We start from the raw sequence: 15,143 nt of genomic DNA, 5'->3' as shown, positions 1-15,143 counted from the left end.
CAAATACTCCAGTGGTTAGTTTGTGTGACGTCTGATGTCACTCAAAGGAGTCCGGCGCGGCGGATATTTTCCAGGAAAAGGCTAAATGTCATGGAATCTTCATATAACTGGACAGGATTTATTCAGACTGCTGGATTAGTGTGCGGCCTGATTGTTGAACCAGCCGCAGGTCGTGAGCCAAGAGTAAACCAGATAGCATCTGCTCAATTTGGTCCAGGCGGCAGGAGGTGGTGATTTGCAAGACAGCCAGTTCAGGGTCTTCAATCTCAATAGGAGTAGTACGGTAGCGATTTATCTCCGCCATTACCTGCGCAAGCGGTGTACCGTCATAACTCAGCCGACCTTGTAACCAGGCCAATGTACTCTTACTGTCAAATTGGCGCACTTCACCCAGCAAGCGCCCTTCGCTATTGGCCAGTTGCTGCTGCCCCGCTGCCAGCATGACCACTTGCTCAGCACGGCTGGTGTCGAGGGCGCTTAACTGAACTAGCCCTTCATGCACAGACAGTCGCATTTGGTCGTCCTGTAGGCTGATTTCAAATTCGGTACCCACAACTTGTATGCGGGAGCCTGCGCTACTGATGACAAAAGGATGCGCCACGTCATGAGCAATATCGAAGTACAGCGTGCCCGATTGCATAGCCAAGTATCGTTCATTGTCTTTACGTTCAAAGCTAAAGCGAGCCTGACCCGCAGACACCAGGCGGCTACCGTCTGACAGGGTGATTGCGGTATTGGTATGTTCAGGAGTCTGGAACTGCTGAACGACCTGCTGACTGACCGGCAGCGTTTTATGCTGCCAGTTTATTCCTGTGACCAGCAAGATGGCGGCAGCAGCCATACCCAACCAAGCCGATACATTTATACTAGGTTTGCTGCGCTGTATCGGCTGCGGCGGCAGCATGTCGCTAAGTTCGGCCAGGTTGTCCAGCAGGCCCAACTGACGCCATAGCTTTTCGCTTCTGATAAATGCCTGTCGGTGTTTGTCAGAACGATTCAGCCAGTGACTGAACTCGGCTTTTAATTGCTCGTCAGGGCTGTCATTAAAGAGTTTTATCAGCCAGGCCCGCGCCTCAGCCTCAATGGCCACCTGATTGTCATGTGCTGTCATCAATCTCTATCCTGTGGTTGACTGGCGGCTAACTGGGCGAGTGCGCTGGTCAGTTGACGGCTGATATCCGCCAGGCTCCAGCCGGTTTGTTCGGCAATCTGTGCGTAGGTTTGGCCCTTGATTCGACAGCGCAGCAAAATTTCTCGTTGTTTGTCACTTAGCTCTGCTACGGCCCGTTGCAATGCTTCCATTTGTTGCGCCTGTGCAAGCAATTGTTCCGGACATAAGTCGTTTAGCAATACGTTGTCATCTTCCAGTTGTTCGGCAAGGAATTCGCGGGTTTTGATGATATGACCAACAGACTTATGGCCAATATTAAACGCCACTTTGTATAAAAATGCCTTGGGATTAAGTACATGGTTGAGACTGTCCAATTGCGATAATCGGGTGAACGCCTCTTGGGCAATATCCTGTGGATCCGGGGGGCCTTCACCATACAGATGGCGCAATCTTGCGCATAGTTCTGGCCAGTACTGATGATAAAGTTTTTCTACCAAACGCCTCTGACGAAGTTTGGGATTATCGGCACTGAAGGTCGTGACCTTCACTGAGGGAAATGTGGGGAATGATTCTGCCTTGTTCATCCTGCAAGCCATGAAACTGGCACCGGAGGTGGTGCGGGGAATGCCTTGGGATGCGCAGCTTAGCGGTGCTTTGTTACAGATTTATGGCGACAAAAAAAGGAGCCTCAGGCTCCTTTCTTGTTTGGCTTACTCAAGTTCAGCCAGGCACATTTCTTCATGGATTTGTTTACACCAGGCTTTCACCCGCTGTTCGGTCAGTTCTGGTTGACGATCTTCGTCAATACCCAGACCCACAAAATGGCTGTCATCGGCCATGCCTTTGCTGGCCTCAAAATGATAGCCTTCGGTAGACCAATTTCCGATGATGATGGCACCGCGAGCTTCAACGATATCGCGGATCATGCCCATGGCATCCAGGAAATACTCGGCATAGTCTTCCTGATCGCCACAGCCAAAAATGGCCACCAGCTTGTCGGTGAAATCAATTTCTTCCAATTCAGGGAAGAAGTCATCCCAATCACATTGGGCCTCACCGTAGTACCAAGTCGGGATACCGAACATTAGCAGATCAAAGTTAGCAATATCCTCTTTGCTGCTTTTGGCGATATCGTGGACTTCGATTAAGTTCTTGCCCAGCTCTTTTTGAATCATCTTGGCAACATGTTCGGTGTTGCCTGTGTCGCTACCGAAAAATAGTCCAACACTTGCCATATGTCTTGATACCTCTGTTTGACGTGGTTAGCCGCCCACGCCGGATGATTGCCAAAATACTTGAATCAGCCCCTTTGCCAGGAAACCTGCGGCGCCAAGAAACAGCACCAGATAAACCACGGCCCGACCTACCATAGGTACGTCGTTTTTTTTCAGCACATCGTGCACTGCAAAGCCCATCAGCAGGAACAGGGCAACCAAGGTCAGGTTGAGGACAATGGTTTCAATCTGCTCATAATACTGGCTCAACATGGCTTTGATACCTCATGAAAACGGCGCGGACTATAGCACAACACCGTTCTATATGCTAATTAGTCTCATTTGCGCGAATGAAATCGCGAACAATCTTGCAAAAAGCGGCGGGCTTTTCTGCATGTAGCCAATGACCAGCATCGGCAATAATGCGCCCCTGACTACGCGGAAACTGCGCGGCGATTGTATCCTTATACGCAGCCTGGAGATAGTCTGATTGACCACCTTTAATAAAAAGCGTTGGTCCGTCATAGCGAAGCGCACTAAATGGCCAGTCGGTAATCTTGCTGTAATCCCGCTGTAGTAAGTCTAGATTAAAGCGCCAATGCCATTTTCCTTGCTCCTGAGCCAGACTTTTCAGCAAAAACTGTCTGACCCCGGGCTCTTTTATATGCACCGCCATTTGTGCATCTGCCTGCCGTCTGTCTTGCAAGGTGGGCAAATCTACCTGATTCAGCCCGGCAAAAATACCGCTGTGTCTGTCATGATAGGCAACCGGGGCAATATCTGCGACTATCAGTTGGGCAACCTGATTAGGTGCATGCATTGCCAGGCTCATTGCGACCTTGCCGCCCATGGAATGTCCAAGCAGGGTGACATTGGTTAAATCCAGACTATTTAACAGCTGCAATACTTGCTCGCTGTAATGCACATAGCTGAATGCTTGGCTATGTGGAGAGCGCCCATGATCAGGTAAGTCGATGGCAATGATTTGAAACTGGTTTTCCAGTTCACGTTTGATTCCGCCCAGATTTTCCAGGCTGCCAAACAAACCGTGTAGCAATACTACCGGGCTGCCCTGGCCACTGATTTGATAGTTCAAGGTCATGGGATTGGATTGCACGAAAATATAAAGCGCGCCGTTATAACATAAACAGACTATGTAGCGCGAGACTGTACCCGAAAGCCAGGCCAAGTATAATGAGCGCCAGGTGAATAATCAGCAGTAGAAAAAATGAAAAATATAGAAATTGATGAAGAGCTGTATCGTTATATTGCCGCACAAACCCAGCATATTGGTGAAAGTGCCTCGCAAATCCTGCGCCGCTTGTTGTTTAGTGACGGCGCTGTAAAGCCTGCCACGACCCAGGTAGCTGCCGTTAAAGAGGAACCTGCGGCTGTTGCACCTGTTAAGGTGGCACCTGTTGCAAAGTCGGCGTTGCCGGTTCAGGAAGGGGCACTGTTTGATTTTCTTGAACAGGCTGGTGTCGCTGAGATGGGCAGTGTAGTTGAGCGCTTTATTGAAGTATTGGCGGCGCTGGCACGTTTTCAGGGCAAAGAATTTGCCAAGGTGCTTGAACTTAAAGGCCGCAACCGCACCTATTTTGCCATTAGCAAAGAAGAACTGTTGGCCGCAGGCAGCAGTACCAACCCCAAAATGTTGCCAGGTAGCTGCTATTGGGTGGTGACTAACAACAATACCCGTAAAAAGCTGACAATGATTTTGGAAGTGGCCAAGCTACTGGGATATAGCACGCAGGACGCAAATCGACTTGCGCGTTTCCTTGACCCTGAGTTTCAAGGTGACGCAGAGTAAACTGTAATTTTAAAGCGCTGAAGTAAGGAAAACCGATGGCACTCCACCCTCTGGCAGGACACCCCGCCACTGAAGAACAACTGGATAACATTCCCCGGTTGGTTGCGGCTTATTACACTAACAGGCCCGACAAATCTGCTCCGGAACATGCTGTCATGTTCGGCACCTCCGGGCATCGTGGCAGTTCGTTGAATTGCACCTTTAACGATGCGCATATAGCGGCTATCTGTCAGGCACTGGCTGAATACCGTTTGGCGAATAACATTGATGGGCCACTGTTTGTGGGCATGGATACCCACGCGCTATCGGAGCCTGCTTTTATTACTGCGGTAGAAGTGCTCAGCGCTAACCAGGTACAGTTAGTGGTAGAAGCTGGCCGTGGCTATACCCCAACACCAGCGGTTTCTCTGGCGATTTTGAATTACAACCGTGGCCGAACCAGCGGTTTTGCTGACGGTATTGTTATCACGCCGTCACATAACCCGCCTCAGGATGGAGGCTTCAAATACAACCCGCCCCATGGTGGTCCGGCAGATAACCAGGTTACTGATCAGATTCAAACTCGAGCTAACGATCTCATCGCTAAAGATTTGCAGGGGGTAAAACGCCTGGATTTCAATCAAGCGCTACGCAGTGGCTATGTGCATGAACGTGATTTTGCCGAGGATTACGTTCTGCAGCTTGATCAGGTTGTGGATATGCAAGCGATAGCTTCGGCGGGCCTAAAGTTAGGCACGGATCCCCTTGGTGGAGCAGGTTTGGCGTATTGGGATCGCATTGCCGAGCGTTATAAGCTGGATATTCAGGTGGTTAACCGCCGAGTCGACCCCGCCTTTTCGTTTATGCATTTGGATAAGGATGGCAAGATCCGTATGGATTGTTCCTCTCCTTATGCCATGGCCGGTCTTATCAGTATGAAAGACCAGTTCGATTTGGCCTTTGGTAACGATGCCGACTTCGACCGTCACGGTATCGTGTGTAAATCCTCCGGCCTGATGAATCCTAATCACTACCTGGCGGTAGCGATTGATTACCTGTATCGCCATCGTCCGCAGTGGAGTGATAAGCTCAAAATAGGCAAGACCTTAGTGTCATCCAGCATGATTGACAGGGTGGCCGGGGCCTTGAATCGTCCTTTGGCTGAGATGCCGGTGGGCTTTAAGTGGTTTGTGCCTTATATGCTGGATGGCAGCATGGGCTTCGCTGGTGAAGAAAGCGCAGGCGGGATTTTCCTGCGTCGGGACGGTACAAGTTGGGCTACCGATAAAGACGGTATCATCTTGTGCTTACTGGCGGCAGAAATTCTGGCTGTGACCGGAAAAGATCCAGGCCAGGCCTATCAAGGGCTGACTGATAAGTTTGGTGCGCCCAGCTATAAGCGTATTGACGTAGCGGCCAATGCCACGCAGAAAAAACGTCTGTCCAGCATGACACCTGAGGTTGTGATGTCAAAGCAACTCGCCGGTGAAACCATAGAGCAGATCCTGACCCGAGCGCCAGGCAATGATGCGGCCATTGGTGGACTGAAAGTGGCGACCCAAAACGGCTGGTTTGCAGCCCGTCCGTCCGGCACTGAATCGGTTTATAAGATTTATGCGGAGAGTTTTAAAGGCGATTCACATTTGCAGTTGCTGATTGAAGAAGCCCAAACTCTGGTAAATCAGGTGTTTGACGCGGAAAGTTAAAAAATTGATCCAGTATTCCCGGTTGAATGTTGATTAAATGTATGTGGTGCCCGGTTTATCCGGGCATCGTTTTTTTGATTAACTTGTCAGCAACAAAATTGCCATTTTAATTCCGTTCAAAAACATTACACTCAAAGTGAATTTTGTAATTTAATTACAAAACAATCAGGCTGCATTGGCTAAACTAATGTTTCTGCTTGATATCCATGTGCAGCCTGGTAGTCGGGAATGAGCACTCGGTATTTGACCAATAAGAATAGAATAGTTAAACAGACCTGCCTTTTCGCCTTGGCAGGTGGTGTATTCCAAAGGGGATAACAATGAATACGACGGGCAACTCCGCATTACATCCGCAGCAGGCAAAAGCAATAACGGAATTGGATAAGAACGACATTAAGCAAGCCATTATCCGTCATTTGCATTGTTCCCTGGGAACCGATGAGAACAAGGCTAATAATCACGCTTGGTGGAAGGCCACCTGTGCTGCTGTTCAGGAACAGGTGTTGGAGCGTTTGCGCATCACGCAAAAAACCCACTATATGAACGACACTCGTGCGGTGCACTATTTCTCAGCCGAGTTTTTAATGGGCCGCCTAATGTCTAACAATCTGCAAAATCTCGGATTGTTTGATGCAACCCGTCAGGCCTTACTTGAGTTAGGTGTAGATATTAACGATGTGATGGAAGAAGAGCCGGACATGGCCCTGGGCAATGGCGGCCTGGGACGATTGGCTGCGTGTTTTATTGATTCGCTGGCCACCTTACAACTACCGGCAATTGGCTATGGTCTGCACTATGAGCATGGCTTGTTTCGTCAGGAGATTCAGTCCGGCGCGCAAATTGAACGGCCAGATAGCTGGCGTGATTACGGTAACCCCTGGGAAATATGCCGTCCTGAGTCAATTCAGGAGGTTTCCTTATATGGTTATGTGGAAACCAAATACGGTGACAATGGCCAGATCCACAAAGAATGGCACCCAGGCTCTATTGTTCGTGGTGTTCCCTGGGATATTCCCGTGGTTGGCTATGGCGGTAAAACCGTTAACGTTTTGAGGTTATGGGAAAGCCGGGCATCCGGCTACTTTAACTGGGATGTGTTTAATGCCGGTGGTTATCTGGATGCACAGCGCGAAAACGTGCAGGCCGAAACTATCTCCAAGGTTTTGTACCCCAATGATGAAACCGAAGCTGGCAAAGAGCTGCGTTTAATTCAGCAGTACTTTTTCTGTGCCTGTTCACTGAAAGACATCATCCGCCGTTACAAGCGGGCCCATGGCGATGACTGGAGTCGTTTCGCCGAGCAGGTGGTTATTCAGTTAAACGACACCCATCCGGCAATCGCCATTGCCGAGCTGATGCGAATCCTGGTGGATAGGGCGCAGATGAACTGGGATAAAGCCTGGGAAATTTGTACCCATTCCTTTGCATACACTAACCATACCTTGTTACCTGAAGCGTTAGAGCGCTGGCCAGCCCGTATGCTGGAAAAAATTCTGCCGCGCCATCTGGAGATTATCTACGAGATCAACCATAGATTTATGGCGCTGGTGGATAAGACCTGGCCGGGTAACGATGTGATCAAGCGTAAGCTGTCCATCATCGAAGAAGGCAGCGAAAAGATGATCCGCATGGGCAACTTGTCGGTGATAGGTTCATTCGCGGTAAACGGTGTCGCGGCCATTCATTCTAAGTTGGTCAAGGAGCAATTATTCCCCGAGTTTGACCAGCTTTGGCCAGGTAAGCTAACCAACGTAACCAACGGAATTACGCCGAGACGATGGCTCAAAGCCTGTAACCCCAAATTGTCTGAGTTGATCAGCAGTAAACTGGGTGACGAATGGCCACTTAAGCTTGATCAATTGCAAGGTTTGGCAAGTTTTGCTGATGATAAAGCCTTTCAGCAGCAGTTTATGCAGATTAAGCATGCAAACAAACTGCTGCTTGCCGAGGAGGTAAAGCGTCTGACGGGGGTTGAGTTGGATGCCAATATGATCTTTGATGTGCAAATTAAACGTCTGCATGAATACAAGCGCCAGCATCTTAACCTGCTGCATATTTTGGCCTTGTACCGGCGTCTGCTTGAAAACCCCGACTATGATATGCATCCACGCGCATTTTTATTTGGGGCTAAGGCCGCTCCGGGCTATAAGTTGGCCAAAGACATCATTTATGCCATCAACAAAGTGGCAGACAGAATCAATAACGATAAGCGGGTAAACCACAAACTGAAGGTGGTATTTTTGCCTAATTACCGAGTCAGCTTAGCGGAGAAGATGATTCCGGCTGCGGATATTTCCGAGCAGATTTCAACCGCAGGCAAAGAGGCTTCCGGTACCGGCAATATGAAATTGGCGTTAAACGGTGCAGTGACGGTCGGAACGCTTGATGGTGCCAATATTGAGATTGCCGAGGAAGTTGGCGAAGACAATATTTTTATTTTTGGCCTGACAGTTGAGCAGGTACACAAGATGCAAAAGGCGGGGTACAGCCCCTATGACTACTACGATACCAACCGGGAAATTAAAGCCGTATTGGATTGGCTGGAAACCGATTATTTCACACCCGGTAAACCTGGCGAGCTGGTCAGTGTTAAACAGAGCTTGTTGGACGGTGGTGACCCTTATATGGTGCTAGCCGATTTTGAAGCTTATTCCGATGCACAAAAGAAAGCGGATAGGGTCTATAGGGACAAAATTCGCTGGGCACGCATGGCAATATTAAATACTGCCAGAATGGGTAAATTTACCTCAGATCGCTCTATTAGAGACTATGTGGAAAAAATTTGGCGCTTGTCTTCCTGCAAGGTAGACTAGCCCGAACAACCAGTAGGGTAAGCACTACACTGGATCAGTTCTTGTGCTGCGCAAGGTTGACTAAGGAAGCGTCTGGCAGATTGCCTCGCTTCCTGACGTTTTTGGCTGTATGAGGCGGCATGAAAATGGTGGTGCGTACTGCACCAAGCCGGTGTCTTGTGGATAACGGCTGTTGGTAATTCAGAGGTGAAGCAGTACTCAATGAGTGTTTCATACCAATCCCTGGCAACTATTCCCAATCGCTATGCGTTTTTTCATCGCATTGAACAGGCTGTTGAGGCCGATGCTCAGCTGTCTCTGTTATTTATTGATGTGGTGCGTTTCTCCGATGTCAGCAGTAGTTTTGGCTATAAAGTCGGCGATTTAATTCTTGAGGAACTGGCGCGGCGTATTAATGCCTTGTTTGGTCCTCGTTGCTTACTGGGCAGGGTTAGCGGTGATATTTTCGGCCTGATGATCCCAGGTACCCACAGTGATGCGCAGTTAAGGGGCTTTTACAGCCATTTAATTGAGCACTTCAAAGCGCCTATCGTATTTGACGATAATGCCTTTGTGGCTGATTTTAATGTCGGTGCCGTGGCGAATTTGCCTGGTAATGAGGATGCTTCCCGGCTGTTTTCCGGCGCTGAAATGGCGCTAAAGCAAGCTAAGCAAAACAAGTACGATAACTTCCAGATCACCCGTTTGCAGGAAAAACCTGAAACGGGGCGTTCCCTGGCACTGAAAGCCGATCTTAAACGGGCCTTTGCTAATGAAGAGCTGGAGCTGTATTTCCAGCCCAAGGTGGACTTGGGTACCTTCAAGATAGTGGGAGCGGAATGTTTGCTGCGTTGGAATCACCCATTAGATGGCATCATAGTGCCTGGCAGTTTTATTGAAGCCGCTGAGTCCTACAACATGATGAATGAAGTCGGCTACTGGGTGCTGGAGAAGGCCTTTGAAACAGCGCTTTGTTTAGAGAGCCTTGGTCTTAATATCCAAGTCTCAGTAAATATATCTCCCACACAGTTATATGACTCTCAGTTTGTCAGTAAGGTAAAACGTCTGGCCGATAAGTACGCAGTCGATCTGTCTCGTCTTGAGCTGGAATTAACCGAAGACGTGGCACTATCCAATTCGTTATTGGTGAAGCGACAGTTGTCACAGATAAAAGCTCTGGGATTGTCTATCGCGGTGGATGATTTTGGCAAAGGCTACTCAAATCTGGCCTATATACGTGATATCGAGCTGGATACCATTAAAATTGATAAGACCTTTGTGATGGGACTGGACCGAAATCCGGTGAATAAAGCCATTATTCAGGCTTCTCAGCTTATTGCAGGGGCCCTAGGCTGCCAGGTTATCGCCGAAGGGATCGAATCGGTGGAACAACTACACGCATTGCGTGAAATTGGGATTAGCAAAGGACAGGGCTTTTTGTTTTCCAAGGCGGTACCTTTTGAGCGCTTGGTGGAATTTATTCACAGTGATCTGATAGTCGGAGACTCGCTGGCTTATCGTGACAGGGTTAGCTGATCCTCTGCACCCGACTAAGTGATTCTGGTAGTATAAGCGACCAAATTCATTAGCCAGGAACCCTATGTCTATCGAGTTGTTGCGTTCGCACGGTCAATTTCTCTCTCTTAGCCGCCAATCTCCCGCGCTTTTTACTGCGCCTTTTGCATTCACTTTAGACAATGGCACCGAAGTGGAAATCAGTGCGCCAGGTATTATCAGCTTTACGCCCGTATCTCCCAAAGGCAAAGACATCGTGTTGTCCAGCGGCGTGCACGGCAATGAAACGGCGCCCATTGAGATATGTGACGAGCTGGTTCAAGCTTTGCTAACGGAAACACTGACCGCTTCTCACCGGGTGTTGTTTTTGTTCGGTAACCTACCTGCAATGGACTTAGGTGAGCGTTTTGTCGAAGAGAACATGAACCGCTTGTTCAGCGGCGCTCACTCGTCAGGGCCTGGCCTTGTTAATCAGGAACGTGTGCGAGCTAAAGAGCTGGAATTGGCTGTTGGGCATTTCTATCGACAAGGTGAGAAATTGGGCCAGACCTACCGCTGCCACTACGATTTACATACCGCTATCCGCGGTTCGAAGAATGAAAAATTTGCCGTTTATCCCTTTCGTCATGGTCAGCCTTGGAAGCAATCGCAATTACAGTTCTTGTTTGCCTGCGGGGTAAATACGTTCTTGTTATCCAATAGCCCGACCACCACCTTCAGTTATTTTTCCTCCAATGAGTTTGGTGCTGATGCCTTTACCGTAGAATTGGGTAAAGTGGCGCCATTTGGGCAAAATGACATGCAGCGCTTTCAACAGGCCAGAGATACCTTGCTGGCATTGATAAGCCAGGAGGCGTTGTCACTGCCCGAGTACAATCCTGATGCTGTGCTGGTATATAAAATCAATCAGATTATTAATCGTACACAGGAAGACTTCCGCTTGAATTTTGCCGATGATGCGCCCAACTTTACTGATTTTCCCAAAGGTTATTTGTTAGCGGAAGAAACCGGTGCTCAGTATTTTGCCGAGCAGGAAGGGGAGGCCATAGTGTTTCCTAATGCTAAGGTGGCCTTGGGGCAACGTGCGCTGTTAACTGTGGTGCCAACCAGCATCTGACTTACAAATCGTCGAGGGAAAAATCCTGTTGATAAAGTGACAGTCTGAGCTTCTCTACCAGACTGTCGCTCGTATCCAAACTGGCAGCCAGATAGGTAAGCTGATCCAACTCTGGGATCATGTAAACGAACTCCACGTCTTGCTGGGTTAGTTTCAGGTTGTGTAGCATCTCGTCAATGACATCCGGGTCTTCAATAATCAGATCGACTTTGCCTTTACGCAGCAATTCCCAGGATTGCTGGATGTCGGCGGTGAGAAATAGTTGCTTGCCTTGTTCGAAGCCGCTTTGCATCAGTACATCTACCGCCACATCCTGACGCTGTACCGCGGTGATGTAGCGCCGCCCCTGTTCTAACTGCGTGATGGTGATATCTTGGTTGCGTTTGAGCTTAAGAAAGCCAAGACGATAACGGCCGACTGGGCCTATCCACTTAAAATGAGCTTCCCGCTCGGGCGTTTTCGCCATCGCATAAATTAATATGGATGGTCCTGCCAATGCCTGTTCATAGGCTCTGGCCCAAGGGTAGGCCTGAATCTCGGCTTGGAATCCGGCACCACTGACCACCTTACGCACTCGTTCGGTCACTATGCCGCCTACCTGATCTTCTTCCCAGGTTTGCGCTGGCGGCGATATCTCGGTAACCACTCTTAAACTGCTGGCTTGCGCATGAAAGGAGAGTAACAAGGCAAGCAACAGAAAAAATCCTGGTCGTTGGCAAGCGGTGTAAATTGAGTTGGTCAGGTGCAGCACAATTGGGTATCTTTGAATGCATTCTGTTTAAGGCTACTCATTTAATTAGCATGTTTCAACTTGATCACCGCCTGCAGCAGGATTGCCTGCTGGTTACCGAGCTCCCCTTAAGTCTGGTTTTGTTGATGAACGATAGCCAATATCCCTGGGCGATACTGGTTCCCAAAATCCACGGGGCAAGGGAAATTCTGGATCTGTCCATTGCTCAGCAACAACAATTTTGGGTTGAGTCAGCTTGCCTGACCCGGGCCATGCAGAAACGTTATCAGCCCGATAAAATGAATCTGGCTGCACTGGGAAATGTGGTCGAGCAACTGCATGTGCATCATATTGCCCGATTTCGTCATGATATTGCCTGGCCTGCTCCCGTGTGGGGGAGGCATCCTGCTATACCTTATAAGCCAGAACAGGCAGCCGAGGAATGCCAAGCGATTAGTCAATTGTTAGAGGAGCTTAAAGCATGATCATTACGACCACGCACCATTTAGAAGGAAAGGAAGTTGAGGCCTATCTGGGTATTGTTGTCGGCGAAGCCGTGATGGGGGCCAACTTGTTCTCTGATCTATTTGCCTCAATTCGCGATATTGTGGGGGGGCGCAGCGGCTCATATGAAGATGAGCTGACCAAGGCCCGCAAAATTGCTTTTGCTGAGTTGGAAGCGGAAGCCCGATCACTAGGTGCAAATGCCGTCCTGGCGGTAGATTTAGACTATCAGGTGGTGGGCAGTAAAGGCAGTATGCTGATGGTCAGTATCAGCGGCACTGCTGTTCGTTATCGAGGTTAGCTCAATAGGATGACTTAGTCGTCATCCTCATCCCAGGCCGATCCCTTATGGTTTTCCGTTTTGTCTTGTGGTTGTTTATCCTTGAGGCTGGGAAGTTTGTGATTGGCACTTTGCTTGAGCAGCAGTAAGTTGCTGACGATAACACCAAGTACCAACAGGATAATCAGAGCGACTGTCCAACTCATGGTTAATTTGCCTCTGTGTTTAATTGGATGAAGCGGTAGTAGATGTCTGGCAGATTAGCCAAAATGACTTCTTTGCCCAGAATATCCAGTTCTTCAATGCATTGCTGTAATGTCATCAGGCTTAGCTGAGACTGCATCTGGTCGGCACAACGACGATGGCTCAAATGCCAAGGTTCGGTGGCGATGCCACCGGTGTATTGCTGATATGGTTGGAAAAATCCCAAACGCTGGGCGTTTTTATCCAGCCAGCAGGCTAACTTATGGCAAGGACCGCCTTGGGCATATTCTTGCGGGATTAACTGAAATTTTTCAGGCCAGTTATTCACCGCAGCCGCATCATACACATCTAAATCCGTGCCCCAATGATGACGGCTGGCCCCAGGCAGGGCCGACCAGGTCAAAATAGCAAAGAGTTTTTGTTGTTCTGAGAGCTGATTGATATCCATCGGTCTGCTGTGAATATCCAGAATCGGTCGTTGCCCTAGCCATTTGGCATTCCAAATAGCCAACTGGCGGGCACAATCACGAAAGCTGCTGACCGGCTGTAAGTCGATACCCTCATTATTAGCAGCCTGAGTCATATGTTCCATGGCGTCGGCAACTTGCGGTTGCAGCCAATGGCCGGGGCGCCACTCAATCAGGTGGCTGCGATCCCGACCGGTTAGCTGCAAGGCGCTTAGCATAGCAAGCCTTCTAGCAACGCTTCGTACGTGTCAGCCAGTTTATACAGATCCTCTATTTTTACACACTCATTGACCTTATGAATGGTGGCGTTGATCGGTCCAAGTTCGATGACCTGCGCGCCGGTTGGGGCGATAAAACGTCCGTCCGAGGTACCGCCAGCGGTGGATAATTCGGTTTCCAGTCCGCAACCTTTGCGAATTGCCTCCCGGGTAGCGTCTACCAATTTGCCGCTGTCAGTTAGAAAGGGTTGGCCGTTAAAGGTCCATTCCAGATCGTATTCCAGTGCATGTTTGTCCAAAATCGCACGAGTACGTTCAATCAACTGCTGATCGGTTACTTCGGTGCTGAAACGGAAGTTAAACTGAACAGCGAGTTCGCCGGGGATCACGTTACCTGCGCCAGTGCCGGCTTGAATATTGGATATCTGGAAACTGGTGGGGGGGAATGACGCATTGCCCTTGTCCCATTCGATGCCGGACAATTCGGCCAGCGCCGGTGCTGCTTGATGCACTGGGTTACGCGCCAGATGAGGGTAGGCCACATGTCCTTGAATCCCTTTTACCTGCAGGTGACCGGTTAACGATCCGCGGCGGCCGTTTTTGACGATATCGCCTACCTGGTGTGTGCTGGAAGGCTCACCCACAAGGCACCAGGTAATCTTTTCATTGCGGGCTTCGAGCGTGTCAATGACCCTTGTGGTACCGTTAATAAATGGACCTTCCTCATCGCTAGTAATTAAAAAAGCGATGCTGCCCAGATGTTCAGGGTGTTTTTCCACAAAGCGTCTGGTGGCAACTAACATGGCTGCCAGGCTGCCTTTCATATCGGCGGCACCTCGGCCGTACAAGTAACCGTCTTTCTCCGTCGGTTTAAAAGGCGGGAACTGCCACTTATCCAATGGCCCGGGTGGTACCACATCGGTATGACCGGCAAAACAAAACAGCGGGCCTTGTTTACCCTTGCGTGCCCACATATTCAGGGTGTCTTCGAAATGCATCATTTCGATATCAAAACCCAACGGACGCAGAAACTCCGCCATTAACGTTTGGCAACCGGCGTCTTCCGGGGTAATGGAGTCTTTTTCTATCAGCGCTTTGGCTAGCGCCAGTACATCATTTTGCATTGAACAGGCTCGCGTAATCATCGGCTTTAAAACCGACTTGATAATCTTGGTTGTGTTGCAGTAATGGCCGTTTGATCATGGCTGGGTACTCACACATCAGCGCAATGGCTTTGTCTGCGTCCATATCGGCCTTCTGAGTTTCATTTAGTTGACGGTAGGTGGTGCCACGAGTGTTGAGCAAGGTTTGCCATCCCACAACTTCGGCCACCTTGCGCAGCCATTCGCCATCCAGCCCCTGAACGCGGTAATCGTGAAATTCATAAGGGATGTTGTGCTGCTCCAGCCAGGTTCTGGCTTTTTTGATGGTGTCGCAGTTTTTAATGCCGTACATGGTGGTCATGGGATGAGTCTTGTTCGAAACTAAGGGGCTGC

General features: G+C 49.4%; 17 protein-coding genes. 7 read left to right on the top strand and 10 right to left on the bottom strand.

What is annotated here, in order from left to right:
• Positions 1–118: 118 nt before the first annotated feature.
• From J0A65_RS08235 to J0A65_RS08215, 5 genes are all read right to left on the bottom strand, one after another.
• Positions 119–1,111, bottom strand: coding sequence for a FecR family protein (locus tag J0A65_RS08235; RefSeq protein WP_206593692.1), 993 nt, complete (start codon positions 1,109–1,111; stop codon positions 119–121).
• Complete coding sequence (locus tag J0A65_RS08230) at positions 1,111–1,695, bottom strand: RNA polymerase sigma factor (protein ID WP_206593691.1); 585 nt, start codon at positions 1,693–1,695, stop codon at positions 1,111–1,113. Before J0A65_RS08230 ends, J0A65_RS08235 begins: the two co-directional genes overlap by 1 nt.
• A gap of 126 nt (positions 1,696–1,821) precedes the next feature.
• A complete protein-coding gene (gene fldA, locus J0A65_RS08225) occupies positions 1,822–2,346 on the bottom strand; it encodes a flavodoxin FldA (RefSeq protein ID WP_206593690.1) in 525 nt (174 codons plus the stop codon).
• Between the two features lie 27 nt (positions 2,347–2,373).
• The gene (locus tag J0A65_RS08220) at positions 2,374–2,598 is read right to left on the bottom strand and encodes a DUF2788 domain-containing protein (RefSeq protein WP_206593689.1); all 225 of its coding nucleotides are present in this window, start codon (positions 2,596–2,598) and stop codon (positions 2,374–2,376) included.
• 55 nt (positions 2,599–2,653) lie between these two features.
• Positions 2,654–3,427 carry an alpha/beta fold hydrolase gene (locus J0A65_RS08215; protein ID WP_206593688.1) on the bottom strand — a complete coding sequence of 258 codons (774 nt, stop codon included), beginning with the start codon at positions 3,425–3,427 and terminating at the stop codon, positions 2,654–2,656.
• A 126-nt stretch (positions 3,428–3,553) separates the two neighbouring features.
• Here J0A65_RS08215 and J0A65_RS08210 point away from each other — a divergent pair, with 126 nt between their 5' ends.
• From J0A65_RS08210 to astE, 5 genes are all read left to right on the top strand, one after another.
• On the top strand, positions 3,554–4,135 hold the full coding sequence (locus tag J0A65_RS08210; protein WP_206593687.1) for a hypothetical protein: 582 nt from the start codon (positions 3,554–3,556) through the stop codon (positions 4,133–4,135).
• 35 nt (positions 4,136–4,170) lie between these two features.
• Positions 4,171–5,820, top strand: a complete 1,650-nt coding sequence (gene pgm, locus J0A65_RS08205) for a phosphoglucomutase (alpha-D-glucose-1,6-bisphosphate-dependent) (protein ID WP_206593686.1) — start codon at positions 4,171–4,173, stop codon at positions 5,818–5,820.
• A 320-nt stretch (positions 5,821–6,140) separates the two neighbouring features.
• Positions 6,141–8,633, top strand: coding sequence for a glycogen/starch/alpha-glucan phosphorylase (locus J0A65_RS08200; protein WP_206593685.1), 2,493 nt, complete (start codon positions 6,141–6,143; stop codon positions 8,631–8,633).
• Positions 8,634–8,834: 201 nt separating this feature from the next.
• Positions 8,835–10,148 (top strand): putative bifunctional diguanylate cyclase/phosphodiesterase, encoded by a 1,314-nt coding sequence (locus J0A65_RS08195; RefSeq protein WP_206593684.1) that lies wholly within the window; start codon positions 8,835–8,837, stop codon positions 10,146–10,148.
• 70 nt (positions 10,149–10,218) lie between these two features.
• Entirely contained in the window at positions 10,219–11,244 is a 1,026-nt protein-coding gene (gene astE / locus J0A65_RS08190; protein ID WP_416135304.1) for a succinylglutamate desuccinylase, read from the top strand.
• Between the two features lies 1 nt (position 11,245).
• On the opposite strand, the gene J0A65_RS08185 is transcribed toward astE, so the two are convergent.
• A complete protein-coding gene (locus J0A65_RS08185) occupies positions 11,246–11,938 on the bottom strand; it encodes a substrate-binding periplasmic protein (RefSeq protein WP_206593682.1) in 693 nt (230 codons plus the stop codon).
• Positions 11,939–12,045: 107 nt separating this feature from the next.
• Between J0A65_RS08185 and J0A65_RS08180 the strand changes: the two genes are divergently transcribed.
• On the top strand, positions 12,046–12,459 hold the full coding sequence (locus J0A65_RS08180) for an HIT domain-containing protein (protein ID WP_206593681.1): 414 nt from the start codon (positions 12,046–12,048) through the stop codon (positions 12,457–12,459).
• Positions 12,456–12,779: a heavy metal-binding domain-containing protein gene (locus J0A65_RS08175; protein ID WP_206593680.1), complete on the top strand. Its 324-nt coding sequence runs from the start codon at positions 12,456–12,458 to the stop codon at positions 12,777–12,779. Before J0A65_RS08180 ends, J0A65_RS08175 begins: the two co-directional genes overlap by 4 nt.
• Before the next feature lie 14 nt (positions 12,780–12,793).
• On the opposite strand, the gene J0A65_RS08170 is transcribed toward J0A65_RS08175, so the two are convergent.
• The 4 genes from J0A65_RS08170 to J0A65_RS08155 are packed head-to-tail and all read right to left on the bottom strand — an operon-like array spanning position 12,794 to position 15,111.
• Complete coding sequence (locus tag J0A65_RS08170) at positions 12,794–12,964, bottom strand: DUF2897 family protein (RefSeq protein ID WP_206593679.1); 171 nt, start codon at positions 12,962–12,964, stop codon at positions 12,794–12,796.
• Positions 12,965–12,966: 2 nt separating this feature from the next.
• Positions 12,967–13,647, bottom strand: a complete 681-nt coding sequence (locus J0A65_RS08165; protein WP_206593678.1) for a M15 family metallopeptidase — start codon at positions 13,645–13,647, stop codon at positions 12,967–12,969.
• Positions 13,641–14,771 (bottom strand): succinyl-diaminopimelate desuccinylase, encoded by a 1,131-nt coding sequence (gene dapE, locus J0A65_RS08160; RefSeq protein ID WP_206593677.1) that lies wholly within the window; start codon positions 14,769–14,771, stop codon positions 13,641–13,643. The genes J0A65_RS08165 and dapE overlap by 7 nt, the downstream gene beginning before the upstream one ends.
• Positions 14,761–15,111: an ArsC family reductase gene (locus tag J0A65_RS08155; protein ID WP_206593676.1), complete on the bottom strand. Its 351-nt coding sequence runs from the start codon at positions 15,109–15,111 to the stop codon at positions 14,761–14,763. Before J0A65_RS08155 ends, dapE begins: the two co-directional genes overlap by 11 nt.
• Positions 15,112–15,143: the final 32 nt, after the last annotated feature.

The organism is Bowmanella yangjiangensis, from assembly GCF_017255015.1.
Taxonomy (GTDB): Bacteria; Pseudomonadota; Gammaproteobacteria; order Enterobacterales; family Alteromonadaceae; genus Bowmanella; species Bowmanella yangjiangensis.
The sequence above is the reverse complement of the archived record's forward strand: the minus strand, read 5'-3'. Positions and strand labels throughout refer to the sequence as shown.

What these genes read in the sequence shown, in the direction of transcription:
- pgm (WP_206593686.1), top strand. Translation starts at nt 4,171, where the DNA reads ATGGCACTCCACCCTCTGGCAGGACACCCCGCCACTGAAGAACAACTG.
- dapE (WP_206593677.1), bottom strand. Translation starts at nt 14,771, where the DNA reads ATGCAAAATGATGTACTGGCGCTAGCCAAAGCGCTGATAGAAAAAGAC.
- J0A65_RS08215 (WP_206593688.1), bottom strand. Translation starts at nt 3,427, where the DNA reads ATGACCTTGAACTATCAAATCAGTGGCCAGGGCAGCCCGGTAGTATTG.
- J0A65_RS08175 (WP_206593680.1), top strand. Translation starts at nt 12,456, where the DNA reads ATGATCATTACGACCACGCACCATTTAGAAGGAAAGGAAGTTGAGGCC.
- J0A65_RS08210 (WP_206593687.1), top strand. Translation starts at nt 3,554, where the DNA reads ATGAAAAATATAGAAATTGATGAAGAGCTGTATCGTTATATTGCCGCA.
- J0A65_RS08165 (WP_206593678.1), bottom strand. Translation starts at nt 13,647, where the DNA reads ATGCTAAGCGCCTTGCAGCTAACCGGTCGGGATCGCAGCCACCTGATT.
- J0A65_RS08235 (WP_206593692.1), bottom strand. Translation starts at nt 1,111, where the DNA reads ATGACAGCACATGACAATCAGGTGGCCATTGAGGCTGAGGCGCGGGCC.
- J0A65_RS08230 (WP_206593691.1), bottom strand. Translation starts at nt 1,695, where the DNA reads ATGAACAAGGCAGAATCATTCCCCACATTTCCCTCAGTGAAGGTCACG.
- J0A65_RS08195 (WP_206593684.1), top strand. Translation starts at nt 8,835, where the DNA reads ATGAGTGTTTCATACCAATCCCTGGCAACTATTCCCAATCGCTATGCG.
- fldA (WP_206593690.1), bottom strand. Translation starts at nt 2,346, where the DNA reads ATGGCAAGTGTTGGACTATTTTTCGGTAGCGACACAGGCAACACCGAA.
- J0A65_RS08200 (WP_206593685.1), top strand. Translation starts at nt 6,141, where the DNA reads ATGAATACGACGGGCAACTCCGCATTACATCCGCAGCAGGCAAAAGCA.
- J0A65_RS08170 (WP_206593679.1), bottom strand. Translation starts at nt 12,964, where the DNA reads ATGAGTTGGACAGTCGCTCTGATTATCCTGTTGGTACTTGGTGTTATC.
- J0A65_RS08155 (WP_206593676.1), bottom strand. Translation starts at nt 15,111, where the DNA reads ATGACCACCATGTACGGCATTAAAAACTGCGACACCATCAAAAAAGCC.
- J0A65_RS08220 (WP_206593689.1), bottom strand. Translation starts at nt 2,598, where the DNA reads ATGTTGAGCCAGTATTATGAGCAGATTGAAACCATTGTCCTCAACCTG.
- J0A65_RS08180 (WP_206593681.1), top strand. Translation starts at nt 12,046, where the DNA reads ATGTTTCAACTTGATCACCGCCTGCAGCAGGATTGCCTGCTGGTTACC.